The sequence below is a fragment of the Pseudoxanthomonas spadix BD-a59 genome (assembly GCF_000233915.3).
Taxonomy (GTDB): Bacteria; Pseudomonadota; Gammaproteobacteria; order Xanthomonadales; family Xanthomonadaceae; genus Pseudoxanthomonas_A; species Pseudoxanthomonas_A spadix.
The window spans coordinates 2,624,204-2,648,786 of record NC_016147.2; the positions used below are offsets into that span (position 1 = coordinate 2,624,204).

The 24,583-nt window shown below is 68.8% G+C and carries 25 protein-coding genes; 14 read left to right on the plus strand and 11 right to left on the minus strand.

What is annotated here, in order from left to right; translation table 11 throughout:
• Nucleotides 1-19: 19 nt before the first annotated feature.
• Complete coding sequence (sufT, locus tag DSC_RS11920; protein WP_014161417.1) at nt 20-571, minus strand: putative Fe-S cluster assembly protein SufT; 552 nt, start codon at nt 569-571, stop codon at nt 20-22.
• Between the two features lie 177 nt (nt 572-748).
• Here sufT and DSC_RS11925 point away from each other — a divergent pair, with 177 nt between their 5' ends.
• Entirely contained in the window at nt 749-1,162 is a 414-nt protein-coding gene (locus tag DSC_RS11925; RefSeq protein WP_014161418.1) for a hypothetical protein, read from the plus strand.
• Nucleotides 1,163-1,294: 132 nt separating this feature from the next.
• Here the strand turns inward: DSC_RS11925 and DSC_RS11930 are convergent, their stop codons facing one another.
• Both DSC_RS11930 and DSC_RS11935 read right to left on the minus strand, forming a co-directional pair.
• The gene (locus tag DSC_RS11930; protein WP_014161419.1) at nt 1,295-2,746 is read right to left on the minus strand and encodes an NAD(P)(+) transhydrogenase (Re/Si-specific) subunit beta; all 1,452 of its coding nucleotides are present in this window, start codon (nt 2,744-2,746) and stop codon (nt 1,295-1,297) included.
• Nucleotides 2,743-3,042, minus strand: a complete 300-nt coding sequence (locus DSC_RS11935) for an NAD(P) transhydrogenase subunit alpha part 2 (RefSeq protein ID WP_014161420.1) — start codon at nt 3,040-3,042, stop codon at nt 2,743-2,745. Before DSC_RS11935 ends, DSC_RS11930 begins: the two co-directional genes overlap by 4 nt.
• A gap of 136 nt (nt 3,043-3,178) precedes the next feature.
• Between DSC_RS11935 and DSC_RS11940 the strand changes: the two genes are divergently transcribed.
• The 3 genes from DSC_RS11940 to DSC_RS11950 are packed head-to-tail and all read left to right on the plus strand — an operon-like array spanning nt 3,179 to nt 4,583.
• Nucleotides 3,179-3,751, plus strand: coding sequence for an RNA polymerase sigma factor (locus tag DSC_RS11940; protein ID WP_014161421.1), 573 nt, complete (start codon nt 3,179-3,181; stop codon nt 3,749-3,751).
• Nucleotides 3,748-4,113, plus strand: a complete 366-nt coding sequence (locus DSC_RS11945) for a hypothetical protein (RefSeq protein WP_014161422.1) — start codon at nt 3,748-3,750, stop codon at nt 4,111-4,113. The genes DSC_RS11940 and DSC_RS11945 overlap by 4 nt, the downstream gene beginning before the upstream one ends.
• A 5-nt stretch (nt 4,114-4,118) precedes the next feature.
• The gene (locus DSC_RS11950; protein WP_014161423.1) at nt 4,119-4,583 is read left to right on the plus strand and encodes a DUF3106 domain-containing protein; all 465 of its coding nucleotides are present in this window, start codon (nt 4,119-4,121) and stop codon (nt 4,581-4,583) included.
• A gap of 21 nt (nt 4,584-4,604) precedes the next feature.
• Here the strand turns inward: DSC_RS11950 and DSC_RS11955 are convergent, their stop codons facing one another.
• Together DSC_RS11955 and DSC_RS11960 are read right to left on the minus strand one after the other, a co-directional pair.
• Nucleotides 4,605-5,699, minus strand: coding sequence for an NAD(P) transhydrogenase subunit alpha (locus DSC_RS11955; protein WP_014161424.1), 1,095 nt, complete (start codon nt 5,697-5,699; stop codon nt 4,605-4,607).
• Between the two features lie 103 nt (nt 5,700-5,802).
• A complete protein-coding gene (locus DSC_RS11960; RefSeq protein WP_014161425.1) occupies nt 5,803-8,178 on the minus strand; it encodes a DUF1631 domain-containing protein in 2,376 nt (791 codons plus the stop codon).
• Nucleotides 8,179-8,505: 327 nt separating this feature from the next.
• Between DSC_RS11960 and DSC_RS11965 the strand changes: the two genes are divergently transcribed.
• From DSC_RS11965 to DSC_RS11985, 5 genes are all read left to right on the plus strand, one after another.
• Nucleotides 8,506-9,090, plus strand: a complete 585-nt coding sequence (locus DSC_RS11965) for a nitroreductase family protein (RefSeq protein WP_014161426.1) — start codon at nt 8,506-8,508, stop codon at nt 9,088-9,090.
• Between the two features lie 90 nt (nt 9,091-9,180).
• A complete protein-coding gene (locus DSC_RS11970; protein ID WP_014161427.1) occupies nt 9,181-10,131 on the plus strand; it encodes a 5'-3' exonuclease in 951 nt (316 codons plus the stop codon).
• A gap of 4 nt (nt 10,132-10,135) precedes the next feature.
• Nucleotides 10,136-10,687 (plus strand): NUDIX hydrolase, encoded by a 552-nt coding sequence (locus tag DSC_RS11975; RefSeq protein ID WP_014161428.1) that lies wholly within the window; start codon nt 10,136-10,138, stop codon nt 10,685-10,687.
• Nucleotides 10,680-11,456: an N-formylglutamate amidohydrolase gene (locus DSC_RS11980; protein ID WP_014161429.1), complete on the plus strand. Its 777-nt coding sequence runs from the start codon at nt 10,680-10,682 to the stop codon at nt 11,454-11,456. The genes DSC_RS11975 and DSC_RS11980 overlap by 8 nt, the downstream gene beginning before the upstream one ends.
• A 49-nt stretch (nt 11,457-11,505) precedes the next feature.
• Nucleotides 11,506-12,372, plus strand: coding sequence for a transglutaminase-like domain-containing protein (locus DSC_RS11985; protein ID WP_014161430.1), 867 nt, complete (start codon nt 11,506-11,508; stop codon nt 12,370-12,372).
• Nucleotides 12,373-12,415: 43 nt separating this feature from the next.
• On the opposite strand, the gene pip is transcribed toward DSC_RS11985, so the two are convergent.
• Nucleotides 12,416-13,357, minus strand: a complete 942-nt coding sequence (gene pip / locus DSC_RS11990; protein ID WP_014161431.1) for a prolyl aminopeptidase — start codon at nt 13,355-13,357, stop codon at nt 12,416-12,418.
• A gap of 53 nt (nt 13,358-13,410) precedes the next feature.
• Entirely contained in the window at nt 13,411-14,259 is an 849-nt protein-coding gene (prmC, locus tag DSC_RS11995) for a peptide chain release factor N(5)-glutamine methyltransferase (RefSeq protein WP_043291314.1), read from the minus strand.
• 228 nt (nt 14,260-14,487) lie between these two features.
• Here prmC and ahpC point away from each other — a divergent pair, with 228 nt between their 5' ends.
• The 5 genes from ahpC (at nt 14,488) to DSC_RS12020 (ending at nt 19,416) form a co-directional block, all read left to right on the plus strand.
• On the plus strand, nt 14,488-15,048 hold the full coding sequence (gene ahpC, locus DSC_RS12000; RefSeq protein ID WP_014161433.1) for an alkyl hydroperoxide reductase subunit C: 561 nt from the start codon (nt 14,488-14,490) through the stop codon (nt 15,046-15,048).
• A 159-nt stretch (nt 15,049-15,207) separates the two neighbouring features.
• Nucleotides 15,208-16,803, plus strand: a complete 1,596-nt coding sequence (gene ahpF, locus DSC_RS12005; RefSeq protein ID WP_014161434.1) for an alkyl hydroperoxide reductase subunit F — start codon at nt 15,208-15,210, stop codon at nt 16,801-16,803.
• Between the two features lie 161 nt (nt 16,804-16,964).
• Nucleotides 16,965-17,930, plus strand: coding sequence for a LysR substrate-binding domain-containing protein (locus DSC_RS12010; protein ID WP_014161435.1), 966 nt, complete (start codon nt 16,965-16,967; stop codon nt 17,928-17,930).
• A gap of 108 nt (nt 17,931-18,038) precedes the next feature.
• Nucleotides 18,039-18,998 (plus strand): transaldolase, encoded by a 960-nt coding sequence (locus DSC_RS12015; RefSeq protein ID WP_014161436.1) that lies wholly within the window; start codon nt 18,039-18,041, stop codon nt 18,996-18,998.
• Nucleotides 18,999-19,023: 25 nt separating this feature from the next.
• Complete coding sequence (locus DSC_RS12020; protein ID WP_014161437.1) at nt 19,024-19,416, plus strand: REP-associated tyrosine transposase; 393 nt, start codon at nt 19,024-19,026, stop codon at nt 19,414-19,416.
• 417 nt (nt 19,417-19,833) lie between these two features.
• Here the strand turns inward: DSC_RS12020 and DSC_RS12025 are convergent, their stop codons facing one another.
• From DSC_RS12025 to DSC_RS12040, 4 genes are all read right to left on the minus strand, one after another.
• Entirely contained in the window at nt 19,834-20,838 is a 1,005-nt protein-coding gene (locus tag DSC_RS12025) for a class I fructose-bisphosphate aldolase (protein WP_014161438.1), read from the minus strand.
• A gap of 121 nt (nt 20,839-20,959) precedes the next feature.
• On the minus strand, nt 20,960-22,429 hold the full coding sequence (gene pyk, locus DSC_RS12030) for a pyruvate kinase (protein WP_014161439.1): 1,470 nt from the start codon (nt 22,427-22,429) through the stop codon (nt 20,960-20,962).
• 210 nt (nt 22,430-22,639) lie between these two features.
• On the minus strand, nt 22,640-23,281 hold the full coding sequence (locus DSC_RS12035; RefSeq protein WP_014161440.1) for an HAD hydrolase-like protein: 642 nt from the start codon (nt 23,279-23,281) through the stop codon (nt 22,640-22,642).
• Nucleotides 23,278-24,453, minus strand: a complete 1,176-nt coding sequence (locus DSC_RS12040; protein ID WP_014161441.1) for a phosphoglycerate kinase — start codon at nt 24,451-24,453, stop codon at nt 23,278-23,280. The genes DSC_RS12035 and DSC_RS12040 overlap by 4 nt, the downstream gene beginning before the upstream one ends.
• Nucleotides 24,454-24,583: the final 130 nt, after the last annotated feature.

A 24,583-nucleotide genomic window follows, 5' to 3' on the forward strand; every position in this document is an offset into this window, starting at 1 on the left:
TCGGCGGGGCCTGCAGCTTTCAGAGCATGCCCGTTTCCAGACGCGCCGCTTCGGACATCATGCGCGGGCTCCATGGCGGATCGAACACCAGCTCGACGTCGGCCTGGGCGATGGTGGGGATCATCTCCAGCTTGCTGCGCACGTCATCGACCAGGATCTCGCCCATGCCGCAGCCCGGCGCGGTCAGTGTCATCTTCACCCCCACCCGGCGCTGGCCGTCGTCGCGGTGGTCCATGTCCACCTCGTACACCAGGCCCAGATCGACGATGTTGAACGGGATCTCCGGATCGAAGCAGGTGCGCAGCTGTTGCCAGACCAGCTCCTCGACCTGTGCATCGCTGGCGTTCTCGTCCAGCGCCAGCGGCTCGGCCGGCTCCTTGCCCAGGGCATCGGCATCCTTGCCCGCGATCCGGAACAGGTTGCCTTCCACGAACACGGTGTAGCTGCCGCCCAGGGCCTGGGTGATGTAGCCGTAAGTGCCGGCCGGCAGGTTCACGCTGACACCGGCGGGCACCATGACGGCGGCGCAATCACGCTCGAACTGGACCGGTTCGCTGCTGCTTGAGTACATGGGCAAGAGATGGGGACGCGCGGAGGCAAGGCAAGCGCGCATTCTACCGGGCCCACCGGCCCGCCGCCGCCCATGCAGCGCCCCACAGCGTTGCAGTGGGCGCTGCGACATGACCTGGGCACCAATGCGCCCGGCCTGGGGCGGTATCCTTGTCCGATTGTCCCCCGTTTGCCGCCGATGCCCGCGACCTCCCCCCGATTCCCCCCCCTCAGCGCGCTGTCCCTGTTCGTCCTGCTGGGCCTGCTGCAGTCCCTGATCTGGATCGGGCTGGCCTTTTATCTGGGCTCGCAGTGCGCGTGGATGGCGCTGGTGCTGGGGGTGACGGCGGCACTGTCGCTGCGCCTGGGCGGCATGGCCCGCGGCACCGCCCGCATGCTGTGGGCCGTGGCGTTCACCGCCATCGGCGTGGCTTGGGCCAACTGGGGGGTCGTGGTGCTGCAGATGGGCGCCACCATGGGTGTGACGCCGCAGGAATCAGCGGTGAAGCTGGGCGCCCACCTGGCTCTGACCCTGCTCGGCCTGGCCACCGCGCCGCTGGACTACGTGCTGCTGGCGCTTGGGTTGGTTGTCGCGGCCATTGCTGCGCGCTGAAGGTCGCAGGTGGCGGGTCAAGACCCGCCCTACCAAGGCCGGCCAACGCTGCTGCGATCGTTCAGTGACCGTTGCCGTCGAACGACGGTTGCGCCATGAACGAAGGTCGCATCGGGCGGGTCGAGACCCGCCCTATGCTGCGTCCAGGGCCTTGAGTTCGCTGACCAGCGCGCCGGCCATCTCGGCCCCGTCGCCGTACAGCATGTGGGTGTTGTCGGCGTAGAACAGGGCGTTTTCAATGCCGGCAAAACCGGTGCCCTTGCCACGCTTGATCACGATGGTGTTCTTGCTGTTCACAACGTCCAGGATCGGCATGCCGTAGATCGGGCTACCCGGGTCGGTCCTGGCGACCGGGTTGACCACATCGTTGGCGCCGATCACCAGCGACACGTCGGTGTTGGCAAACTCAGGATTGATGTCGTCCATGTCGGCGATCAGGTCGTACGGCACGCCCGCTTCGGCCAGCAGCACGTTCATGTGGCCGGGCATGCGCCCGGCGACCGGGTGAATGGCAAACTTCACCTTGACCCCGCGCTCGATCAGGCGCTGGGCCAGCTCCCAGATCTTGTGCTGGGCCTGGGCCACGGCCATGCCGTAGCCGGGCACGATCACCACGCGCTCGGCATAGGCCATCATCGCAGCCGCATCGCCGGCCTCGATCGGCTTCTGCGACCCGCTGATCTGCGCCGCGGTGCCGCCACCGCCGAAGTTGGAGAACAGCACGCCGCTGACCGGGCGGTTCATCGCCTTGGCCATCAGCCGGGTCAGCAGGATGCCGGCCGCGCCGACCATCATGCCGGCGATGATCAGCGCCTGGTTGCCCAGCACGTAGCCTTCGAAGGACACCGCCAGGCCGGTGAAGGCGTTGTACAGCGAGATCACCACCGGCATGTCCGCACCCCCGATCGGCAGGGTCATCAGCACGCCCAGGGCCAGCGCCACGACGAAGAACGCCACGATCGCCACCGGGTCAAGCGACACCGCCGCCCAGATGCCCAGCACGACCAACGCCGCCGCCACAGCCAGGTTGAACAGCTGCTGGCCGGGGAAGGTCACCCGCCTGTCCAGGCGCCCGTCCAGCTTGGCCCAGGCGATCACCGAGCCGGACAGCGACACCGCGCCGATGGCCGAGCCGATCACCGCCAGCGCCAGGGTGATCGCGCCGGGATGGCGCGCGGCCAGGGCGGCGATCGCGGCCTGGCTCCAGTTGCTGGTGTCGCGATTGAGCAGGAACGACAACCGCAGCAGTTCCACCGCGCCAATCGCCGCGGCCGAGCCGCCGCCCATGCCGTTGTACAGGGCCACCATCTGCGGCATGTCGGTGATGGCAACCCGCCTGGCCGACACCCAGGCCGCGCCGACGCCGATCACGATGGCCACCAGAATCAGCGCGATGTTGTCCAGCCCCGGCAGGAAGAAGGTGGCCACGGTCGCCACCAGCATGCCGGTGCCGGCCCAGCCGATGCCGCTGCGCGCGGTCCTGGGCGAGGCCATGCGCTGCAGGCCCAGCAGGAACAGCGTGGCAGCCACCAGGTAGCTGGCGCTGACCAGCCAATCCAGCAGTTGCACGGTGGTCAGGTTCACTTGTGTGCCTCCGGCTTCTTGCTGGACTTGAACATCTCCAGCATCCGCTCGGTCACCACGTAGCCGCCGGCGGCGTTGCCGGCGCCCAGCAGCACCGCGATGAAGCCCAGGGCCTTTTCCACCGTCGTGTCGGCATGGCCAAGCACCACCATCGCACCGATCAGCACGATGCCGTGGATGAAATTGGAACCGGACATCAGTGGCGTATGCAGGATCACCGGCACCCGCGAGATGATGACGTGGCCGGCGATGGCCGCCAGCATGAAGATATACAGCGCAACGAAGCCGTCGTTCATGGACCTGTTTCCCTGTGCAAAGCCGGTGCGGACCCGGGGCGGCATCATAACCGCGGCCTGACTGGCTTGAGACCGGGGTCAACCGTGGCTCCACTGGTGCGTTTGCAGCAGTCTTCCCCTTTGTCATGGCTAAGCTGTGCTGGTGAGTCCGCTCCTGCCTGATCCGCCGCATGACCCCGACACCACTGCCGCCGCCGTGCCCGCGTCGATGGAGGCGTTCCTGGCCGGTGTCTCCACGCGCGCATTCCGCTTCGCCGAAGCTGGCCTGCGCAGCCGCGAAGATGCACTGGATGCGGTCCAGGACGCGATGATCAGGATGCTGGGCTATGCCGGCAAACCGGCCGCGGAGTGGACGCCGCTGTTCTGGCGCATCCTGCGCCGGCGGATCATCGACCTGCAACGGCGCGGCAATTTCCGGCTGCGCTGGATGCTGCAAGCCGGCGAACGCAACCAGGACAGCCTGCTCGACTGGGCCGATACCGCGCCGGGCCCGTCCGGCCGCCACGACCAGCGCGAAGCCTACGGCAAGCTGGTCCAGGCCCTGCGCGGCCTGCCCGCCCGCCAGCGCGAGGCCTTTAGCTTGCGCGTGCTGGAGGAGCTGGACGTGGCCCAGACCGCTCTGGCGATGGGCTGTTCGCAAGGCTCGGTCAAGACCCATCTTTCGCGCGCGCGCGATGCCCTGCAAAAACAGCTGGAGGATTTCCGGTGAGCTCCCCATCCGATTTCGACCGCCACGCCCGCCAGCTGCACGCGGCATCGCTGGCCTCGCTCTCGCCGCAGACCCTGGCGCGGCTGCGCAATGCGCGCCAGGCCTCGGGCCAGGGCGCGCGCCGCAGCCGCAGCTTGACCTGGCTGGGCGCGACGGCCTGCACCATGCTGCTGGCGGTGCTGGCCGCCAGCCAGCTGCTGCCGCCGCGCCAGCACGGCGCGCCGGCAGGCCAGATGCCGACCATCGCCGCGCTGCCGCGCGCCGATGAGGCCGATGCCTTCGTCAGCACCGCCGAGGTGCTGGACCAGAACCCCGACCTTTACCTCTGGCTGGGCTCGGATGCCTGGCTGGCGATGGAATGACCCCCATGCGCGCCTCTTGCCGACTGATCGTGCCGGTGCTGCTCGCCGCCCTGGCCTGGCCCGCGTGGGCGCAGCAGCAGCGTCCGCAAGCACCGCCACAAGTGCCCGACCGGCAAGCGCAGTGGCCGGCGTGGGATCAGCTCAGCCCCGCGCAGCGCGAGCTGCTGGTGGCCCCGTTGCGCGAGCGCTGGAACGCCGATCCCGGCCAGCGTGCACGGATCATGGAGCACGCCCAGCGCTGGCATGAGATGACCCCGCAGCAACGCACGCAGGCCCGCCAGGGCGTGCACCGCTACCAGGGCATGAGCCCGCAACAGCGCCAGCAAGCCCGCGCCTTGTTCGACCACATGCACACGCTGCCGCCGTCGCAGCGCAAGCAGCTGCGCGATGCCTGGAAGAACATGACCCCGCAGCAGCGCCAGGAGTGGGTGCGCACGCACCCGCCGATGAAGGACGACGACCCGGATTGAACCCCGGGCCGCGCTGCCGGATCAGGCGGCGGCGTCGGCCTGCCAGCGGGTCCTGGCCAGCAGTTCGTCTTCCCAGTCGAAGGACAGCGCGCCGTCCTTGAGGAACAGCACGACGAAGTTGTAGACGTTGCGCGCGAACATCTCGCTGGCGTGGACCGCGCCCATGCTGGCCAGATTGAGCGGACCGGCCAGGGTGACGCCGTTGGCCGAGGTGATGGTCTGGCCCGGCTGGGTCAGTTCGCAGTTGCCGCCGGTTTCGGCGGCCAGGTCCACGATCACGCTGCCGGGCTTCATCCCGGCCACCATCGCGGCGGTGATGATCTTCGGTGCCGGCCGGCCCGGTACCGCGGCGGTGCAGACGATGGTGTCCACGCCCTTGAGGTGCTCGGCCAGACGCCGCTGCTGTTCGGCACGCTCATCCTCGGTCAGGGCGCGCGCATAGCCGCCCTCGCCCACCGCGCTCACGCCCAGGTCCAGGAACCTGCCGCCCAGCGATTCGATCTGCTCGCGCGTCTCCGGGCGCACGTCGAAGCCCTCGACCTGCGCGCCCAGGCGCTTGGCCGTGGCCACCGCCTGCAGGCCGGCCACGCCGGCGCCGACGATCAACACCCTGGACGGACGGATGGTACCGGCCGCGGTGGTCAGCATCGGAAAGAACCGCGGGGTCAGTTCGGCGGCGATTAGTACCGCCTTGTAACCGGTCATGGCGGCCTGCGAGCTGAGCACGTCCATCGCCTGCGCCCGGGTCGTGCGCGGCAGGCGTTCCAGTGGAAAGGCCACCACCCCGGCCGCGGTCAGTGCCTGCGCGCGGGCGGCGTCGGCCTGCGGATGCAGGCTGCCGACCAGCACGGTGCCGGCCGGGTACCCGGCCAACGCTGCGGCGGGTGGGCACTGCACGCACAACACCAGGCCACCGGCCACCGGCGTGGCCGGCGCGACGATGCTGGCACCGGCATCCAGATAGGCCTGGTCGGTGAAGCCGGCCGCGGCGCCCGCCCCGGCTTCCACCTGGACGGCGGCACCGGCAGCCATGAGCTTTTTCACGGTTTCCGGAACGGCGGCCACGCGGCGCTCGCCTGCTGCCGTTTCCCGCACCACCCGTACCTCGACCGTCATGCCCGATCCGCCTGCTGCCCAAACAGCGGCGATGCTAGCAAACAGAACCGGCCGCCGGGCCCACCGCGGCCGGCGGCGCCGCACGCGCGATGACGAGAACCCTTCACCCGTCCGACAACGGCGTGGCCGGCGGCCGGTTGATCCCGTCCAGGCGATCGATGACGCCCTGCATGGCGCTGTCGAAGGCGTCCTCGTGCCGATGCCGGCGCAGTCGGCCCAGCCGCACCATGACCGCCAGCTCCTCGGCCGAGGCCACGCAGAAGCGCACGCCGCGCCGGTTGACGAACAGCAGCCGCGAGGAGATCGGGCTCACCCACGACAGCTTGCCGGCCTGGACCTTGTTGTCCTTGTCCACGAAATCCAGCCAGGTGCCGATCGGCAGCGTGCGGAAATGCTCGGCATCGGCGCTGTCGAAATCCAGCGCATCGGTGCCGCCGATCAGTTCCAGGTTCGGCGCCTGCGCGGCGGCGGCCCGGGCGGCCGGTTCGGCCACCGGCGGCAAATCCGGAAGCGCGCGTTCCAGGTCCGGTCGCGAAACCGACACCGCCTGCAGGGTGTCGTGCAGCGCGTCGATCGCCGCACCGGCGGCCTCGCCGCCCATCCCGACGCTGCTGAAGACCTTGATCAGGCCGTGCCGCCATTCCTGCAGCCACGGCTTGCCCACGATCTGCCGCTGCGCCTCGGCCAGCTCCTGCAGCACGCCATCGGCCAGGGCCAGTGCGCTGGCCGCCATCTGGCTGTCCTCGCCTTCGCGCAGCAGCGCCATGGTCAGGTGGTGGGCCCAGGGCTGGCGCAGGAAATCCTCGATGGTCTGCGGCACGCGCCGCCCTTCCAGGCGCCTGGACAGCTCGACCGCGGCGCGTGCGCGGGCCGCCTCCAGCCGCTCCTGGCCGCGCTGCAGCTCGGTGGCGCGGCGTTCGGCGATCTCGATGCGGCGCTTGTGCTGGTTGAGGAAATCCCGGAATTCCTCCTCCAGGGTCAGGAAGATCGCCAGGTTCTCGTTGAACTCGGCCACCAGCCGGTCGACGACTTCCTCGACCTTGGCCATCAGCACGCGCTCGGCCGCACTTTCGCCGGTGTTGCCCTCGCACGCCTCGGCCAGCACGTTGAGCAGGCGCCGCGCCGGATGGGTCTTCTGCACGAACATGCGCCGGTCCAGCAGCGCGACCTTGACGAAGGGCACCACCAGCTTGCCCATCAACTCGCGCGAATGCATTTCAAGATCGCGCTCGTCGAGCATCACATCAAACAACATGCCGACCAGGTCGATGGCGTCCTCGTCCACCGGCGAGAGCCTGGTGGTACCCGGCTCCATGCCCAGCTGGCCGGCGCTGTTGAGCACTTCGCTCTTCAGGCGCTGGGCCAGGGATTCGTCGCTGCTGCCCACCGCGGCGCGCTGCAGGGTGGCGCTGGGCGTGGCCTGCAGCATCGACAGCACCGAGAGCATCTCGCGCTTTGACAGCGAACGCGCATCGCCCTGCCCGCCGCCGCGATCCTGGCCTTCGCCGTAGCCGCCGGCCGGTTCGCCGCGATGGCCGCGCGATTCCTGCAGCAGGTGATGGAGCGCTTCAAGCAGCACGCCCTGGGCGTTGGCGCCCAGCGCAGGATCGTAGCCGGCGCCCGCATAGCCACCGGCATCGGCGTTGCCCTGCCAGGCGTTGCCGCCCAGGCGCTCGGCGAAGCGCGCCATCCAGGCCGGCATGCCGGTCTCGTCGTTGCCGGCCGGCAGACCCATGTCCGGCGCGCGTCGGCTTTCGACCGCTTCCAGACCGGGGATCTGTGCCGGCGGTGCGCTCGGTCGCTGCGGCACCACCCGGCGCGCGGCCGGCAATTCGCCGATCACCCCGGCCTGGACCAGCATCCGATCCAGGCTTTCGTAGATGCGCGCCAGCTGCGGCACCAGCTCGCGCTCACCCAGCTTGATCACCGTCAGGCGCACTTCCAGGGTGAAGTCGCAGCCGGAGAACGCCTCATGCATGGCCACGCCGACGTGCTCGGGACCAATCGGGTTGTGGTCGGCATCCAGGTCGCCCACCGCGGCGATGATGCCCAGCCGGCGGTCAAGGTGGCCCAGCACCTGGCGGCAGTCGCGGCCGACCACGCTGGCCAGGTTGCGCGCGGCCAGGCGCGATTCCAGCTCGGCTTCCGACAACAGGCTCAGGCCGGTGACGTTGGGATCGGTCAGCGCGGTGTCCACCGATAGCGGCGTGCCCTCTTCCAGCGCGCGCCAGGCCTTTTCCAGGTGCTGACGGAAGCGCGCAATCGCCGGCTCACGCTGGCGGCGCAATTCGCGCATGCCGTCAAGAAACGCCGTCTGGGCCGGACCCGCGCGCTCGACACGTTCGAACAGCGCGTCGTCGAACCTGCCCAGCGCATCGCCGAACGCGGTGACCAGCGCAGGCAGCACGGTGCTGCGGGCCTGTTCGAGCAGGCGCAGATTGCGGCCCTGGCCGCGCTGGAGATCGACGAATGAGGACATACCGGCGCGCGCGTCCGTGACTGTTCAAACGGGGAAAGGCGGCCCCTGGGTTCCGCGGATTCATCGTAGTGAATCGCGCGGTCCATGAACCGTGACGAAATTGGCAGTCCCCCTCGCCTGGCCGAAACAACGCGGGTGAACGTTCCGTGCGAGCGCTCATCATAGGGATATCGCGCTGGCTGGCTGGACCACCACGCCAGCTTGAGCCTCGCAACGCCACAGTGGCAGCGCTGCGCACGGCGCCTGCGCGCGTAGCGGCATGATCCCGAGCCTGCGTGCCCAGCGTGACGGCCTCAAATGATGTGCCAAGCAGCTAAACTGCGGGGCATGCCCACCCCCACCTTGCTGCAAGCCCTCGACCAGCGTCGTTCGGTGCCCTCCAGGCAGCTGCGCGAGCCAGGCCCGGACACCTCCACCCTGCTGCAGATGCTGCGCAGCGCCAGCCGGGTGCCGGACCACGGCAGGCTGGTGCCGTTCCGGTTCATCCGCATCCAGGGCGAGGCCCGCGCGGCGATGGGTGAGCTGCTGGCCAGGCGCACCCTGCAGAAGGATCCGTCCGCGTCGGCTTCGGCCGTGGAGAAGGAGCGCGGCCGCTTTGCCAGCGCACCGGTCATCGTCGCCGTGGTCGCGCGCCTGCAGCCAGGCCACAAGGTGCCGCTGGAAGAGCAATGGCTCACTGTTGGCAGCGTGTGCTTCGCCCTGCTCCAGGCTGCGCAGGCCTGCGGCTTCGGTGCGCAGTGGCTGACCGGCTGGGCCGCCACCGACCCGGTGGTGTGCACCGAACTGGGCCTGGGGCCGGACGAACGCATCGCCGGCTTCATCCACATCGGTACCGCGGCGATGCAGATGCCCGAGCGCGAGCGCCCGGATCCGGCCGCGCTGCTGAGCGACTGGGTGGGTGGCGGTGCCTAGGCGCGATGGCAATCGGGAGCGGCGCAGGAGCCAACCCAGCGTGCCTTCAGGGCGTGGCGTGACACCCACCGGCGGCGGTCGGCACAGGCCATGAAGGACCTCTATCTGGTGGATGCCAGCCTGTACGTGTTCCGCGCCTGGCACTCGATGCCCGACCAGTTCCACGACGCCCAGGGCTGGCCGACCAACGCGGTGCACGGCTTTGCCCGGTTCCTGGTGGAGCTGGCCGAGCGCGAGCGTCCCAGCCACATCGTGGTGGCCTTCGACGAGGCGCTGGACAGCTGCTTCCGTCACACGCTCTACCCGGCCTACAAGGGCAACCGCGAGCCGGCGCCAGCCGAGCTGCGGCGCCAGTTCACCCATTGCAAGGCGCTGTGCGCGGCACTGGGCTTCAACGTGCTGGGCCACCGGCATTACGAAGCCGACGACCTGATCGGCAGCGCGCTGCATGCGGCGCGGCCGCTGGGCCTGCGCGGGGTGATCGTCTCGGCCGACAAGGATCTCTCGCAGCTGTTGTGGGAACACGACGAGCAGTGGGATTTCGCCCGCGGCGTGCGCTGGGGCATGACCGGGGTCAAGGGCCGGCACGGCGTGGAGGCGCACCAGATCGCCGACTACCTGGCGCTGTGCGGCGATGCGATCGACAACATCCCCGGCATCACCGGCATCGGCGCCAAGACCGCGGCGATCCTGCTGGCCCATTTCGGCAGCCTGGATGCCCTGCTGGCGCGCTGCGATGAAGTCGCGTTCCTGCGCATGCGCGGGGCGGCGCAGGTGGCCAGGCGCCTGCGCGAACAGCGCGAACACGCGCTGCTGTGGCGCCAGCTGACCACCATCGCCCTGGATGCGCCGCTGGATGGCAGCGTGCCGGGCTTCGCCCGCGCGCCGGCCGATGGCGACATGCTCGATGCATTGGCCGAAGCGGTGCGCCTGGGCCCCACGCTGCGCCGGCGCCTGCGCACCGCGGCCGGGCTGGAACAACCCTGGGCCCCGCCGCAGGACGACGACGCGCCGCATTTCCCTTCCTACCAACCGGCCTGATCCCATGAGCTCCAAGACCGAACCCGTTGAAGTCATGTACGACGGCAAGTACCTGCGCATGATCCGCCGCGGCACCTGGGAATACACCGAGCGCGCCCATGCCGGCGGCCTGGCGGCGATCATCCTGGCAGTCACCCCGCAGGACAACATCGTCTTCGTCGAGCAGTTCCGCGTGCCGCTGCAGGCCAACACCATCGAGATGCCAGCCGGGCTGGTCGGCGACATCCACGCGGACGAATCGATCGAGCTGTCGGCGGTCCGCGAGCTGGAGGAAGAAACCGGCTGGACCGCCGAGCACGCCGAAGTGCTGCTGATCGGGCCGGTGTCCTCTGGCTCGAGCAGCGAGCGGGTGGCCTTCGTGCGGGTCACCGGCCTGACCAAGGTCGGCCAGGGCGGCGGCGATGGCGATGAGGACATCACCGTGCACGAAGTCCCGCGCGCCAAGGCCGCGGCATGGCTGGTGCAAAAGCTGGGCGAGGGCTATCAGCTCGACGCCAAGCTGTGGGCGGGCCTGTGGATGATCGAGCACCACCTGGACGGGACCCCACGTGTCTGAAACACGACGGCTGCTGGGGCCGGACGATCCGGCCCCGTTCACCCTGATCGGCCCTGGCGCGCCTTCGCCGTTCCTGCTGATCGCCGACCACGCCGGCCAGGCCGTGCCCGCCGCACTGGACCGGCTGGGCCTGACCCAGGCCGAGCTGGACCGCCACATCGGCTGGGACATCGGCGTTGCCGGCACCACGCGCAAGCTGGCCGCGCTGCTGGATGCCACCGCCGTGCTGCAGACCTATTCGCGCCTGGTGATCGACTGCAACCGGCCCTTGACCGCGCCCAGCTCGATCGCCGCGGTCAGCGACGGCACCGAGATCGCGGCGAACGTGGCCGCAAGCGCCGCCCAGCGCGCGCAGCGCGTGGCGGAGATCTTCGCCCCGTACCACGAGGCGATCGGCGCCCAGCTCGATGCGCGCGCCGCGCGCGGCCAACCCACGCTGCTGATCGCCCTGCACAGCTTCACCCCGGCGTTCGCCGGAACCGCGCGGCCCTGGCACGCCGGGGTGCTGTACCAGCACGACAACCGTCTGGCGATGGCGCTCAAGCCGCTGCTGGAGGCCGATGGCCTGACCGTGGGCGACAACGAACCCTACTCGGTCAGTGACGCCACCGACTACGCGATCCCGGTTCACGGCGAGGCCCGCGGCCTGCCTCACCTGGAGCTGGAAATCCGCCAGGACCTGATCGCCGACGACGCCGGCCAGAGCGCCTGGGCGCAGCGCCTGGCCACCCTGTTCACGCAACTGGCGCCGCACTTCACGCAGCGCTAGGTTTGCCGGGTGGTATACCGGTGGCACCTTCCCGCACCGTGGCGAGACCATGTTGATCCGCCTGGGTTACGAGATCGCCTTCCGGCTGCCGCAGCCCACGCCGATGCTGGTGACCCTGAACATCCACGATTCGCGCCGCACCGACATCGTCATCGGCCAGGAACTGCGCGCCCTGCCGGGGGTGCCGATGCGCCAGTACCGCGACAGCTTCGGCAACACCTGCACGCGCCTGACCGCCCCCACGGGCGTGTTCACCCTGTACACCGATGCCGTGGTGGAGGACAGCGGGGTGCAGGACCTGACCATGCCACTGGCGCGCGAGGTGCCGGTGGATCAGCTGCCGGACCAGGCCCTGGTGTTCCTGCTGGGCAGCCGCTATTGCGAGACCGACCAGCTGGTGGGCATGGCCTGGGACCTGTTCGGCAGCGCGCCAAACGGCTGGAACCGGGTCCAGGCGATCTGCGACTACGTGCATTCGCAGATCGAGTTCGGCTACCACCACGCCAACCCGACCAAGGGCGCGGTCCAGGCCCTGCGCGAAGGCCGCGGGGTGTGCCGCGACTTCGCCCATTCGGCCATCGCCCTGTGCCGCTGCATGAACATCCCGGCGCGCTACTGCACCGGCTACCTGGGCGACATCGGGGTACCGCCAGTGAATGCGCCGATGGACTTCTCGGCCTGGTTCGAAGCCTACCTGGACGGCCAGTGGTACACCTTCGATGCGCGCCACAATGTCCCGCGCATCGGCCGGGTCCTGATCGCCCGCGGCCGCGATGCGGCCGACGCGGCGATCAGCAACAGCTTCGGCGCCCACACCCTGGAGAAGTTCCTGGTGTGGACCGACCAGACCGACGACCCGACCCTCTCACCGCGGCCGCAGGCCACGCCCGCCGGGTCGCTGTCGCCGCTGGCCTGAGGCAGGCCATGCCGAGCTGGCGCGCCGGCCTGGATCGCTGCGCTCAGGCGAACGCGTCGGTGGCGCGGACCAGCGCATCGATGTTTTCAAGCTCGAACGCCGAATGCCCCGAGGTCGGGCTGATCTGCAGCCGCGCCTTCGGCCAGGCCTTGTGCAGGTCCCAGGCGTTGGCAACCGGGCACACCACATCGTAGCGACCGTGCACGATCACGCCGGGGATGTCGGCGATCCTGGGTGCATCGCGCAGCAGCTGGTCCTCCACTTCGAAGAAGCCGCCATTGACGAAGTAGTGGTTTTCGATGCGGGCGAAGGCCAGCGCAAATTCCGCATCCTCGTGACCGCTGACGAAGTTCTCGTCCACCCGCAGGAAGCTGGTCGCCCCTTCCCACACCGACCACGCGCGCGCCGCGGCCAGCCGGGTCTGCGCATCATTGCTGGTCAGGCGGCGGTGGAAGGCCGAGATCAGGTCCGCCCGCTCCACCTGCGGGATTGCATGGATGTAATGCTCCCACGCGTCGGGGAACAGGCGGCTGGCGCCTTCCTGGTAGAACCATTCCAGCTCCCAACGACGCAGCATGAAGATGCCGCGCAGGACCAGCTCGGTGACACGGCGCGGATGGGTCTGGGCGTAGGCCAAGGCCAGGGTCGAGCCCCAGCTGCCGCCGAAGACCTGCCAAGCATGGATGCCCAGATGCGCGCGCAACGTTTCGATATCGGCCACCAGGTGCCAGGTGGTGTTGTCGACCAGGTCGGCGTGTGGACGCGAGCGCCCCGAGCCACGCTGGTCGAACAGCACGATCCGGTATTTGGCCGGATCATGGAAGCAGCGCATCTTCGGGCTGCAGCCCGCGCCCGGTCCGCCATGCAGCATCACCACCGGCTTGCCGTCCGGGTTGCCGCACTGCTCGTAATACAGCACGTGGCGGTCATCGACCCGCAGGTGGCCGGCGTCGAAGGGTTCGATGGCGGGATACAGGGTGCGCATGAAAGCTGACGGTGAGGGACGAGCGGCCAGTCTAACCCGGCCCCTCACCGACCTCAGGCGATGCGTGCCAGCGTCACCCGATCGCGCTGTTCGATGTCCTGCGCAGTGTGGACCGCATCGAAGCCGGCCTGCATCAGCAGTGCACGTACCGCCTGGCCCTGCTCCAAGCCGTGCTCCAGCAGCAGCCAGCCGCCTGGCAGCAGATGCGCCGGGGCCTGTGCAATGATTCGGCGGATGTCATCCAGGCCATCGCCGCCGGCCACCAATGCCGTGGCCGGCTCGAAGCGCAGATCGCCCTGCGCCAGATGCACATCGCCGGCGGCGATGTAGGGCGGATTGCTGGCGATGAGGTCGAAGCGCCGGCCTTGCAGCGGCGCCAACCAGTCACCGCAGACAAAGTCCACGTTCTCCAGCGCGTGCGCCCTGGCGTTGGCCCGGGCAACGGCCAGCGCCTGGGCGCTGGCATCGGTGGCCAGCACCTGCGCCTGCGGGCGTTCGCTGGCGATGGCCAGGGCGATCGCGCCAGTGCCGGTGCCCAGGTCGGCCACCTGCAGCGCACGCCCAGGCGGCAGCCGCTCCAGCGCCAGTTCGACCAGGCGCTCGGTGTCGGCCCGCGGGATCAGCGTGGCCGGCGTGACCTGCAGATCCAGCGTCCAGAAGCCGCGCCGGCCGGTGATGTAGGCCAGCGGTTCGCCGCGCCGGCGCCGCTCCAGCAGCGCCGCGAACCCGGCCTGCACGGCGGCCTCGGCCGGATCGGCGCCGTGGGCGAACAGCCAGGCGCGCTGGCGCCCCAACGCATGCAGCAGCAGGTGCTCGGCCTCCAGGCGCGCTTCCGGCGTGGACAGCTGCGCTGCGCCCTGGCGCAGCAGCGCATCCAGACGCGGGGGTGGCTGCGTTTCCATCGGTCCATGGTAGCGGTTGCGCGGCCGCGCCCGGCCCGGCGTGATCAAGACTGGGCCTTGGCAATGGCCCGTGATGTTCTCGCAACAGGCGCTGCATTAGCATTGCGCCAAGCCGGCCATTGATAGCCTGTCGCTATACACTCCATTTCTTTAATCGATTTGAGTAATCAGCGATGGCTGCTTAGGCTGGTCGCCAACGCTCCACCCATCCACCAAGAGGAAGAACCGATGTCCGTGATCAACACCGAAATCCTGCCGTTCAAGGCCACTGCCTACAAGAATGGCGAGTTCATCGAGGTCTCCGATGCCGACCTGAAGGGCAAGTGGTCCGTGGTCGCCTTCTACCCGGCCGACTTCACCTTCGTCTGCCCGACCGAACTTGAGGACCTGGCCGACCATTACGCCGAATTCCAGAAGCTTGGCGTGGAGGTCTATTCGGTCTCCACCGACACCCACTTTTCGCACAAGGCCTGGCACGACACCTCCGCGGCGATCGGCAAGATCAAGTACGCCATGATCGGTGATCCGACCCATCAGATCTCGAAGAACTTCGACGTCCTGCGGCCGGCCGGGCTGGCCGACCGTGGCACCTTCATCATCGACCCGCAGGGCGTGATCCAGGGTGTGGAAATCACCGCCGAGGGCATTGGCCGCGATGCGTCCGAGACGCTGCGCAAGGTCAAGGCCGCGCTGTACGTGGCCTCCCATCCGGGTGAGGTGTGCCCGGCCAAGTGGAAGGAAGGTGCCAAGACCCTGGCGCCCTCGCTGGACCTGGTCGGCAAGATCTAATCCACTGCCCGACCGCCTTCCCCGCCGCGTGCGGGGAAGGCAGCGGCGGCAAACCGGAATCCGCTTCGTTCGCGCACGCCCAAGTGGCTTGCGGTTTGCTTCTCGCATCGTTCTGCCCATCGGGCAGGCCTGTCTGTTCCCGAAATCAGGAGACGCCACATGTTGGACGACACCCTCAAGACCCAGCTCAAGACCTATCTGCAGCGCGTGACCCGACCAGTGGAAATCGTGGCCTCGGTGGACGATTCGGCCACCTCCAGGGAAATGCTGGAACTGCTGGAGGACATCTTGCAGCTGTCCGACCAGGTCTCACTGGTCCAGCAGCGCAATGCCGATCCGCACACGCCTTCGTTCGCACTGAATTCGCCGGGCCAGGACATCCACCTGCGCTTTGCCGGCCTGCCGATGGGCCACGAGTTCACCTCGCTGGTGCTGGCCCTGCTGCAGGTCGGCGGTTATCCGTCCAAGGCCGCGCCGGACACGATCGAGCAGATCCAGGGCCTGGACGGCGACTACCGGTTCGAGACCTATTTCTCGCAGAGCTGCCAGAACTGCCCGGACGTGGTCCAGGCCCTGAACCTGATGGCGGTCCTGAATCCACGCATCCAGCACGTGGCCATCGACGGGGCGGTGTTCCCGGAAGAGGTCGAGCAGCGCCAGGTGATGTCGGTGCCCACCGTCTACCTCAACGGCGAGGTCTTCGGTCAGGGCCGCATGACCCTGGAAGAGATCGTCGGGCGGCTGGACGCTGGTGCGGCCAGGCGCGAGGCCAAGAAGCTCTCGGCCAAGGATCCTTTCGAGGTGCTGGTGGTCGGCGGCGGCCCGGCTGGCGCGGCCGCGGCGATCTACGCCGCGCGCAAGGGCATCCGCACCGGGGTGGTGGCCGAGCGCTTCGGCGGCCAGGTCCTGGACACCATGGCGATCGAGAACTTCATCTCGGTCCAGGAGACCGAAGGGCCGAAGATGGCCGCGGCACTGGAAGCCCACGTGCGCCAGTACGAGGTGGACATCATGAACCTGCAGCGCGCCGAAAAGCTGGTGCCGGCCGGTGACGACGGCCTGATCTCGATCGAGCTGGCCAACGGCGCCACGCTCAAGGGCAAGACCGTGATCCTGTCCACTGGCGCGCGCTGGCGGCAGATGAACGTGCCCGGCGAGGACCAGTACCGGAACAAGGGCGTGGCCTACTGCCCGCATTGCGACGGTCCGCTGTTCAAGGGCAAGCGCGTGGCGGTGATCGGCGGCGGCAATTCGGGCGTGGAAGCGGCCATCGATCTTGCCGGCGTGGTCAGGCACGTCACCCTGATCGAGTTCGATCACAAGCTGCGCGCCGACGAGGTCCTGCAACGCAAGCTGCGCAGCCTGCCCAACGTGACCATCCTCCTGTCGGCGTTGAGCACGCAGGTGCATGGCGACGGCAGCAAGGTCACCGGCCTGTCCTATACCGACCGCACCAACGACACCGGCCACACCATCGAGCTGGAAGGCATCTTCGTGCAGATCGGCCTGCTGCCCAACACCGAATGGCTCAAGGGCACGGTTGAACTGTCCCCACGTGGGGAGATCGTGATCGACGAGCGCGGTCAGACTTCGGTCCCGGGTGTGTTCGCTGCCGGCGATGCCACCACGGTGCCCTACAAGCAGATCGTGATCGCCATGGGCGAAGGCGCCAAGGCTGCGCTGAGCGCCTTCGACCACCTGATCCGCCACAGTGCGCCGGCCCAGGCGCCGGTGGCCGAGGCGCAAGCGGCCTGATCCATCGCCGGCCTCTTCCACGATGTCGATCCACGCCCGTCGGTGTCCCCGGCGGGCGTTTTTTCCGGACGCCGACCTTTGTCGATTGATGCGCCGGCGCAAGGGGCGTTGAATGCATCGAGGGCCCCGATGACCCACAACCTGCAGGCGGATCCGCGCACGTGAACCTGCGTGACCTCAAATACCTGGTCGCTCTGGCCGATCACATGCACTTCGGCCGGGCCGCGGCGGCCAGCTTCGTCAGCCAGCCCACCCTGTCCACCCAGATCAAGAAGCTCGAGGACGAGCTGGGCGTGCCGCTGGTCGAACGTGCCCCGCGCAAGGTGATGCTGACCCCGGCCGGGCGCGAGGCAGCCGAACGGGCGCGCCGGATCGTGGCCGAGGTCGAACAGCTGAAGGAAGCCGCCCGTCGCAGCCAGGACCCGGAAGCCGGCACGGTCAAGCTGGGCATCTTCCCCACCCTGGGCCCGTACCTGTTGCCGCATGTGGTACCGGCGATCCGCACGCGCTTCCCGCGACTGGAACTGCTGCTGGTGGAGGAAAAGAGCGATGTACTGCTGCAGCGCCTGCGCGAAGGCAAGCTGGACGCCAGCCTGCTGGCACTGCCGGTGGACGAGGAGCAGATGCATGTGGAATTCCTGTTCGAGGAACCCTTCGTGTTGGCCGCGCCCGAGCACCATCCGCTGGCCAAGCGCACCGGCCTGACCCTGGCCGAATTGAACGACCAGAAGCTGCTGCTGCTGGAAGACGGCCACTGCCTGCGCGAACAGGCGCTGGAGGTCTGCCGCCTGTCCGGCGCCAACGAAAAATCCGAATTCCGCGCCACCAGCCTGGAAACCCTGCGCCAGATGGTCGCCGCCGAGGTCGGCATGACCCTGCTGCCGCTGCTGGCGGTCCAGCCGCCGGTGGCGCGCTCGGAGAACATTCACCTGCTGGGCTTCAGCGACTCCCATCCCAGCCGGCGCATCGCCATGGTCTGGCGCAAAAGCTCGGCCATGGACGCGTTCTTGATCCAGCTGGCGCAGGTGTTCGCCGAGCTGCCCGCCGACCTGCTCGACCCCGCCACGCTTGGCCTGCCAGTGCCTGTCCGCAAGAAGGCTTCCACCGCCTGGCAACGGCGCGCGTGAGAGGCTTTCGGCCTAGGAGCCTGTCGGACTTTGGCCGGCCAGGCTGCCTCGACCGCCAAAGCCCGACAGACTCCTAGCCGACACGCACAACGAAACGGATCAAATGCCATGACCTCCCCAAGCAAACTCCAGCAACTGCGCGAGCTGTCCGTGATCGTGGCCGACACCGGCGATGTCGAGGCGATCAAGCGGCTCAAGCCAGTCGACTGCACCACCAATCCCACCCTGGTAAAGAAGGCGCTGGACCTGCCGGTCTACGCCGACCTGATCGATGAGCAGACCGCCTGGGCCAGGGCCCAGGGCAAGGTGAACGAGGAACGGTTGGCCGAAGTCGTCGACCGCCTGACCATCGGCGTGGGCACCAGGCTGGCCGGCCTGATCCAGGGCCGCGTGTCCACCGAAGTCGATGCCGACCTGGCCCATGACACCGCCGCCACCGTGGCCAAGGCCAGGAAGTTCATCGCCATGTACGCCGAACAGGGCGTGCCCAGGGAGCGCATCCTGATCAAGGTCGCCGCGACCTGGGAAGGTGTGGAAGCCTGCCGCCAGCTGCAGGCCGAAGGCATCGACTGCAACTGCACGCTGATCTTCAACCCGACCCAGGCCCTGGCCTGTGCCGAGGCCGGCGCGTTTTTGATCTCGCCGTTCGTGGGTCGCATCCTCGACTGGTACAAGGCCCACGGCCAAGCCCCGGCCAGCATCGACCAGGACCAGGGCGTGAAGTTCGTGCGCGGCGTCTACGACACCTTCAAGCGCCGCGGCATCAAGACCGTGGTGATGGGCGCCTCGTTCCGCTCCACCGCGCAGATCGAAGCGCTGGCCGGATGTGACCGCCTGACCATCTCGCCGGACCTGCTCGACCAGCTCGATGCCGACCATGGCCCGCTGCCGCGCAAGTTGTTTCCGGCCCAGGCGCAGGTCGGCAGCCACCCGCCGGTGGACGCGGCCCGGTTCAAGGCCGACGTCCAAGCCGACCCAATGGCCAGAGAAAAACTGGCCGACGGCATCCGCGTCTTCGCCGAGGATCTCAAGTCCCTGCGCAAGACCATCGCCGATCGGCTGGCCTGAAATTCTCGCGACCAATAAAAGCCTCTTGACGGCAACGACGCTGCACCGCCGGCCACTGTTCGCCGATCCCCGCGCTGCGCAGGCGGCGTGCCGGTCCTTCATCTCACGCCGATGCCTGGGCGATGCCCGTCTGCTCGCCTGGGTGCTGATGCCCGATCACGCGCATTGGTTGCTGGCACTGGGCCAGGACAAGCCGTTGGCCAAGGTGGTGGAATGGCTCAAGTCCTTCAGCGCACGCGAGGCGAATCTGGCGACCGGGCGCACGGGTCCGGTCTGGGCACGGGCTTACCACGATCATGCCTTGCGGCGGGCGCAGGACCTGCAGCAGATCGCCCGGTACATCGTGGCCAATCCGCTGCGCGCAGGGCTTGTCCAGCGCGTTGGCGATTATCCGTACTGGAACGCGGTCTGGCTGTAGGAGCGCATCGCAGGGGCGCGATGATCGGGCGCGCCGAGATGCCAAGGGAGAGCATCGCGCCCCTTCGGGGCGCTCCTACGGGAAAGCCCATCGCGGCCATGGCCCTACGGCCACATCCCTGGGATTTTGCCCCCTATCCCCCGCTCGCGGGGGGGCGAGAAGGCACGGCTTGCGCGCCACTGGCGCGCGTGCCTTGGAGCGCCCGCGCCGCTGGCGCGGGCCGGGGTGCGAAGCAGGGGGTCGGGGTGAGGGGGATAGGGGTGACGGCCATGCCGACGACGACACATCAACGTTCCGGAGCCGGCTGCGGTTTACTGGCCTTAAAGCAAAAGCCCCCCTCACCCCAGCCCTCTCCCCCGCACGCGAGGGAGAGGGGGCACGAACGCGTCGAGCAGACAGTTGCTCCTACACACGGGCCTAGCCCTCCCACTGCCCCAGCGCTGCCAGGCTGTTGGCGCGGGCGCGCTCGAACACGATCGACTGGGCCTTGGCGAAATTGCGGTCCGGGTCCTTGGCCCAGTGCGCCAGCGCGGCCTGCTGCATGGCCCGGCCGTAGGAGAAGCTCAGCGGCCAGGGCAGGTTGCCCAGGCGGTTCATGGCATCCAGGTGGGCGGTGGCATCCTCGTCGGACTGGCCGCCGGACAGGAACACGATGCCCGGCAGGATCGCCGGCACGGCGGTCTTGAGGCACATCACGGTGGATTCGGCCACTTCTTCCACATCGACCTGGTCGGCGCAGCGGCTGCCCGGCAGGACCATCGAGGCCTTGAGGATGGTGCCTTCCAGCAGGACGTTCTGCTCGTACAGGGCGCCGAACACCGAGCGCAGGGTCGCCTCGGTCACCTCGTAGCAGGTCTGGATGTCGTGGTCGCCCTCCATCAGCACCTCCGGCTCGATGATCGGCACGATGCCCTGCTCCTGGCACAGCGCGGCGTAGCGGGCCAGCGCGTGGGCGTTGACCTCGATGCAGGTGCCGGAGGGGATGTCCTCGCCGATGTTGATCACCGCGCGCCACTTGGCAAAGCGCGCGCCCAGCTTGTAGTAGGCCTGCAGCCGCGTGCGCAGGCCGTCCAGGCCCTCGGTCACCAGCTCGCCGGGGCAGCCGGCCAGCGGCTGGGTGCCAAGATCAACCTTGATGCCCGGGATCATGCCGTGGTCGGTCATGTACTTGGGGAACGGCACCGCGTCCCGGGTCTTCTGGCCGATGGTCTCCTCGTGGAGGATCGCGCCGGAGATGTGGTTGGCCAGCCGGGGCGTGGTGATCAGCAGCTCGCGGTAGCGGCGACGATGTTCTTCGGTGTTGTCGAGGCCCACCCCGGCAAAACGCTTGCCGATGGTGGCGATGGATTCGTCGATGGCGATGATGCCCTTGCCGGGGGCGACCAGGGCCTGCGCGGTTTCGGCGAGCTGTTCGATGCTCATGTGGACTCGGGGGGCGGACGGCGGAACCGGGAATTATAGCCGGCGCCGCCCTGCCCCTTGCCGGTCATGCCGCAAGCGCGCGGCGGCCTTGCGCCGCCGGTGCGCGCCGGCGGCCGGGCCGTTACAGCTCGCCCAGGCCGCTGGCGCGGCCGTCCTGACCCACTTCCAGCAGGCGCAGGGTGTTGGTGGCGCCGTGCTGTTCCATGTGCTCGCCGCTGGTGAACACCACCCGGTCGCCCGGCTTGAGCATTTCGGCCTGGACCAGCATCTGGATGCTGGCGCGGGCCGCTTCGCGCGCGGCCATGCCGCGGCTGTCGAAGGCCACCGGAGTCACCCCGCGCATCATCGCCATGCGCCGGCGGGCGCCGTCATCGCGCGAGAACGCGTACACCGGCACCGAGGAGCGGAAGCGCGAGAGAAAGCCGGCAGTGCCGCCCGATTCGGTCAGCGCCACCACCCCGCCCAGGCTGATGTGCTCGGACAGGAACATGGTCGCCATGGCGATGGCATGGTCGGCGCGCTGCAGGTTGCGCTGGGCGGCTTCGAAATCGGTCTCCATGCCGAACGAGCGCTCGGCGCCGACGCAGATGCGGGCCATCGCCTCGACCGCGCGCACCGGGTAATGGCCGGCCGCGGTTTCGCCGGACAGCATCACCGCATCGGTGCCGTCGATCACCGCGTTGGCCACGTCCATGACCTCGGCGCGGGTGGGCAGCGGGCTGTCGACCATCGACTGCAGCATCTGGGTGGCAGTGATGACGATCCTGTTCTGCTCGATGGACTCGCGAATGATCTGCTTCTGAAGGCCGGGCAGTTCGGCATCGCCCACTTCCACCCCCAGGTCGCCGCGGGCGACCATGACCACGTCGCTGGCGGCGACGATTTCCTTGAGGTTGGCGATGGCCTCGGAGCGCTCGATCTTGGACACCAGGTAGGCCTGGCATCCGTGCTTGCGGGCGCTGGCGCGGGCCTCCTCCATGTCCGCCGCATTGCGGCAGAACGAGACGGCGATGAAGTCCACGCCGATGCTGGCGGCCACTTCGATCAACGCATGGTCGTACGGGGTGAGCGCGCCCAGCGACAGGCCGCCGCCCTGTTTGTTCAGGCCCTTGCGGTCGCTCAGGGTGGCGTCGTTGAGGACCTCGGTGATGATGCGCTGGCCCTGGACCTGGGCCACGCGCAGCTGCAGCATGCCATCGTCCAGCAGCAACGTGTCGCCCGGCGCCACGTCCCCCGGCAGGCCCAGGTAGCTGACCGCGACCTGGTGCGCGTCGCCCGGCGGCGCATCGTCCTCGGCGACCAGGTCGAAGCGCGCGCCGGCCTTGAGCTGCACCTTGCCGGCGGCGAAGCGCTCGATGCGGATCTTCGGGCCGGGCAGGTCGGCCAGGATGCCCACTTCGGCCCCGAGTCTGGCGGCGGCCGCACGCACGGCCAGGGCGCGCTGGCGCTGGCCATCGGGCGAACCATGCGAAAAGTTGAGCCGGACCACGTTCACGCCGGCGCGGATCAGCGCCTCCAGGACACCCGGCGGATCGGTCGCCGGGCCCAACGTGGCAATGATCTTGGTACGGCGCTGATGGGTGCTGGTCATGGACTCCTCCGAAGCTGCAAACGCTACCACAGGCATGGTGGTGGTCCGCTTGTGCGATGCCACCCAGCCTGGGGCTGGGGCGCGCCTGCGGCGGAAGAATCCACCCAACCTGTTGATTCATAACAAATCCATTCAGTGCCGTGGGTCGGACACTGCGCCGGAAACTGGTATTTTACTGGTATCTCCATGCGCAGACGGCCGCGCGGGACATCAGGCCAGGATGGCCCGCAGTGCCTCGGGTGAGGCGACCACTTCACCGGCACCGGCGGTGACCAGTTCGGCGCGGTCGCCGAAGCCCCACAGCACGCCGATGCTGCGCATGTGGTGGTGGACGGCACCTTCGATGTCCATGCGCCGGTCGCCGATCATCACGCAGTGGCCGGCCTGCGCCGACAGGCGCCGCAGCGCCTCGGTGATCAGGTCGGGCTTGAACCGGCGGCTGCCATCGTCGCTGGCGCCGACGATCTGTTCGAAACACGCCCCGAAGGGCAGGCCGGCCAGGATCTGCCGGGCCGAGCGCTCGTTCTTGGAGGTCACCACCGCCAGCCGGCGGCCGCCGGCATGCAGATCGGTCACCAGCTCGGCAATGCCCGGGTACACGGTCAACTCGGTCCAGCCAATGGTGTCATAGCGCTGGCGGTACAGCGCCAGCGCCTGGGCCAGGCGGTCTTCTTCAGGAAACACGGACTGGAAGCTCTCGCGCATCGGCGGCCCGATCCAGGCCCGCAATGCGGCGGCATCGGGCAGCGGCTGGGCCATCGCCGCAAACACGTGCCCGATGCTGTTGACGATGCCCGGCTCCGAATCGATCAGGGTGCCGTCCAGATCAAAGAACAACGTGGCCTGGTTCACGAAGCGCGCGCTTCCAGGGCGGCCACGGCTGGCAGGGTCTTGCCTTCCAGGAATTCCAGGAACGCGCCGCCGCCGGTGGAGATGTAGCTCAGCTTGTCGGCGATCCCGTACTTGTCCACCGCCGCCAGGGTGTCGCCGCCGCCGGCGATGGAGAACGCCGGCGAGGCGGCGATCGCCCGCGCCAGGGTCTCGGTGCCCTTGCTGAAGGCCTCAAACTCGAACACCCCGACCGGCCCGTTCCAGACCACGGTGCCGGCCTTGGCGATGCGCGCGGCGTAGGCCGCCGCCGTGTCCGGGCCGATGTCCAGGATCAGGTCATCTGCGTCCACCGCATCGACCTTCTTCACCGCGGCCGGCGCATCGGGCAGGAACTGCTTGGCCACCACCACATCGGTGGGCAGCGGGATCTCGGCACCGCGCGCCCTGGCATCGGCCACGATCCTGCGCGCGGTGTCCAGCAGGTCCGGCTCGCACAGCGACTTGCCCACGCGGTGGCCAGCGGCGGCGATGAAGGTGTTGGCGATGCCGCCGCCGACGATGAGCTGGTCGACCTTGCCCACCAGGCTCGAGAGCAGCTCTAGCTTGGTCGAGACCTTGCTGCCGGCGACGATGGCCAGCAGTGGCCGCGCCGGCGCGGCCAAGGCCTTGTGCAGGGCGTCCAGCTCGGCCATCAGCAGCGGGCCGCCGGCGGCGACCGGGGCAAACCTGATCACGCCGTGGGTGGAGGCCTGGGCGCGGTGCGCGGTGCCGAAGGCATCCATGACGAACACATCGCACAGCGCGGCGTATTTCCTGGCAAGTGTCTCGTCATCCTTGCCCTCGCCCACGTTCATGCGGCAGTTCTCCAGCAGCGCGATCTGGCCCGGCTCGACCTGCACGCCGTCGACCCAGTCGCGCACCAGCGGCACCGGCACGTGCAGCAGTTCGGACAGGCGCTTGGCCACCGGCTGCAGGGAATGCTCCTCGCTCCAGACGCCTTCCTCCGGGCGCCCCAGGTGCGAGATCACCATCACCGCCGCGCCCTGCTCCAGGGCCATCTTCAGGGTCGGCAAGGAGGCGATGATGCGCTGCTCGGAGGTGATCCGGCCGTTGTCGATCGGCACGTTCAGATCCTGGCGGATCAGCACGCGCTTGCCGGAGAGGTCCAGATCGGTCATGCGGATGATGGTCATGGGGCTTCAGCTCGTGGGGTCAGGGGAAGGAACAACGGCCCGGGCCATGGGGCACAGGGCGCAAGGCCGGAAAAGACGCTCGCCCCTGCATGCCGCCGATGGCAGCACACCGCCACGCAAGGCGGGTTGA

What these genes read in the sequence shown, in the direction of transcription:
- DSC_RS11985 (WP_014161430.1), top strand. Translation starts at nt 11,506, where the DNA reads ATGTTGATCCGCCTGGGTTACGAGATCGCCTTCCGGCTGCCGCAGCCC.
- DSC_RS11960 (WP_014161425.1), bottom strand. Translation starts at nt 8,178, where the DNA reads ATGTCCTCATTCGTCGATCTCCAGCGCGGCCAGGGCCGCAATCTGCGC.
- DSC_RS11975 (WP_014161428.1), top strand. Translation starts at nt 10,136, where the DNA reads ATGAGCTCCAAGACCGAACCCGTTGAAGTCATGTACGACGGCAAGTAC.
- prmC (WP_043291314.1), bottom strand. Translation starts at nt 14,259, where the DNA reads ATGGAAACGCAGCCACCCCCGCGTCTGGATGCGCTGCTGCGCCAGGGC.
- pip (WP_014161431.1), bottom strand. Translation starts at nt 13,357, where the DNA reads ATGCGCACCCTGTATCCCGCCATCGAACCCTTCGACGCCGGCCACCTG.
- DSC_RS11970 (WP_014161427.1), top strand. Translation starts at nt 9,181, where the DNA reads ATGAAGGACCTCTATCTGGTGGATGCCAGCCTGTACGTGTTCCGCGCC.
- pyk (WP_014161439.1), bottom strand. Translation starts at nt 22,429, where the DNA reads ATGACCAGCACCCATCAGCGCCGTACCAAGATCATTGCCACGTTGGGC.
- DSC_RS11925 (WP_014161418.1), top strand. Translation starts at nt 749, where the DNA reads ATGCCCGCGACCTCCCCCCGATTCCCCCCCCTCAGCGCGCTGTCCCTG.
- ahpF (WP_014161434.1), top strand. Translation starts at nt 15,208, where the DNA reads ATGTTGGACGACACCCTCAAGACCCAGCTCAAGACCTATCTGCAGCGC.
- ahpC (WP_014161433.1), top strand. Translation starts at nt 14,488, where the DNA reads ATGTCCGTGATCAACACCGAAATCCTGCCGTTCAAGGCCACTGCCTAC.
- DSC_RS11950 (WP_014161423.1), top strand. Translation starts at nt 4,119, where the DNA reads ATGCGCGCCTCTTGCCGACTGATCGTGCCGGTGCTGCTCGCCGCCCTG.
- DSC_RS12040 (WP_014161441.1), bottom strand. Translation starts at nt 24,453, where the DNA reads ATGACCATCATCCGCATGACCGATCTGGACCTCTCCGGCAAGCGCGTG.
- DSC_RS12025 (WP_014161438.1), bottom strand. Translation starts at nt 20,838, where the DNA reads ATGAGCATCGAACAGCTCGCCGAAACCGCGCAGGCCCTGGTCGCCCCC.
- DSC_RS11955 (WP_014161424.1), bottom strand. Translation starts at nt 5,699, where the DNA reads ATGACGGTCGAGGTACGGGTGGTGCGGGAAACGGCAGCAGGCGAGCGC.
- DSC_RS11935 (WP_014161420.1), bottom strand. Translation starts at nt 3,042, where the DNA reads ATGAACGACGGCTTCGTTGCGCTGTATATCTTCATGCTGGCGGCCATC.
- sufT (WP_014161417.1), bottom strand. Translation starts at nt 571, where the DNA reads ATGTACTCAAGCAGCAGCGAACCGGTCCAGTTCGAGCGTGATTGCGCC.
- DSC_RS12015 (WP_014161436.1), top strand. Translation starts at nt 18,039, where the DNA reads ATGACCTCCCCAAGCAAACTCCAGCAACTGCGCGAGCTGTCCGTGATC.
- DSC_RS11965 (WP_014161426.1), top strand. Translation starts at nt 8,506, where the DNA reads ATGCCCACCCCCACCTTGCTGCAAGCCCTCGACCAGCGTCGTTCGGTG.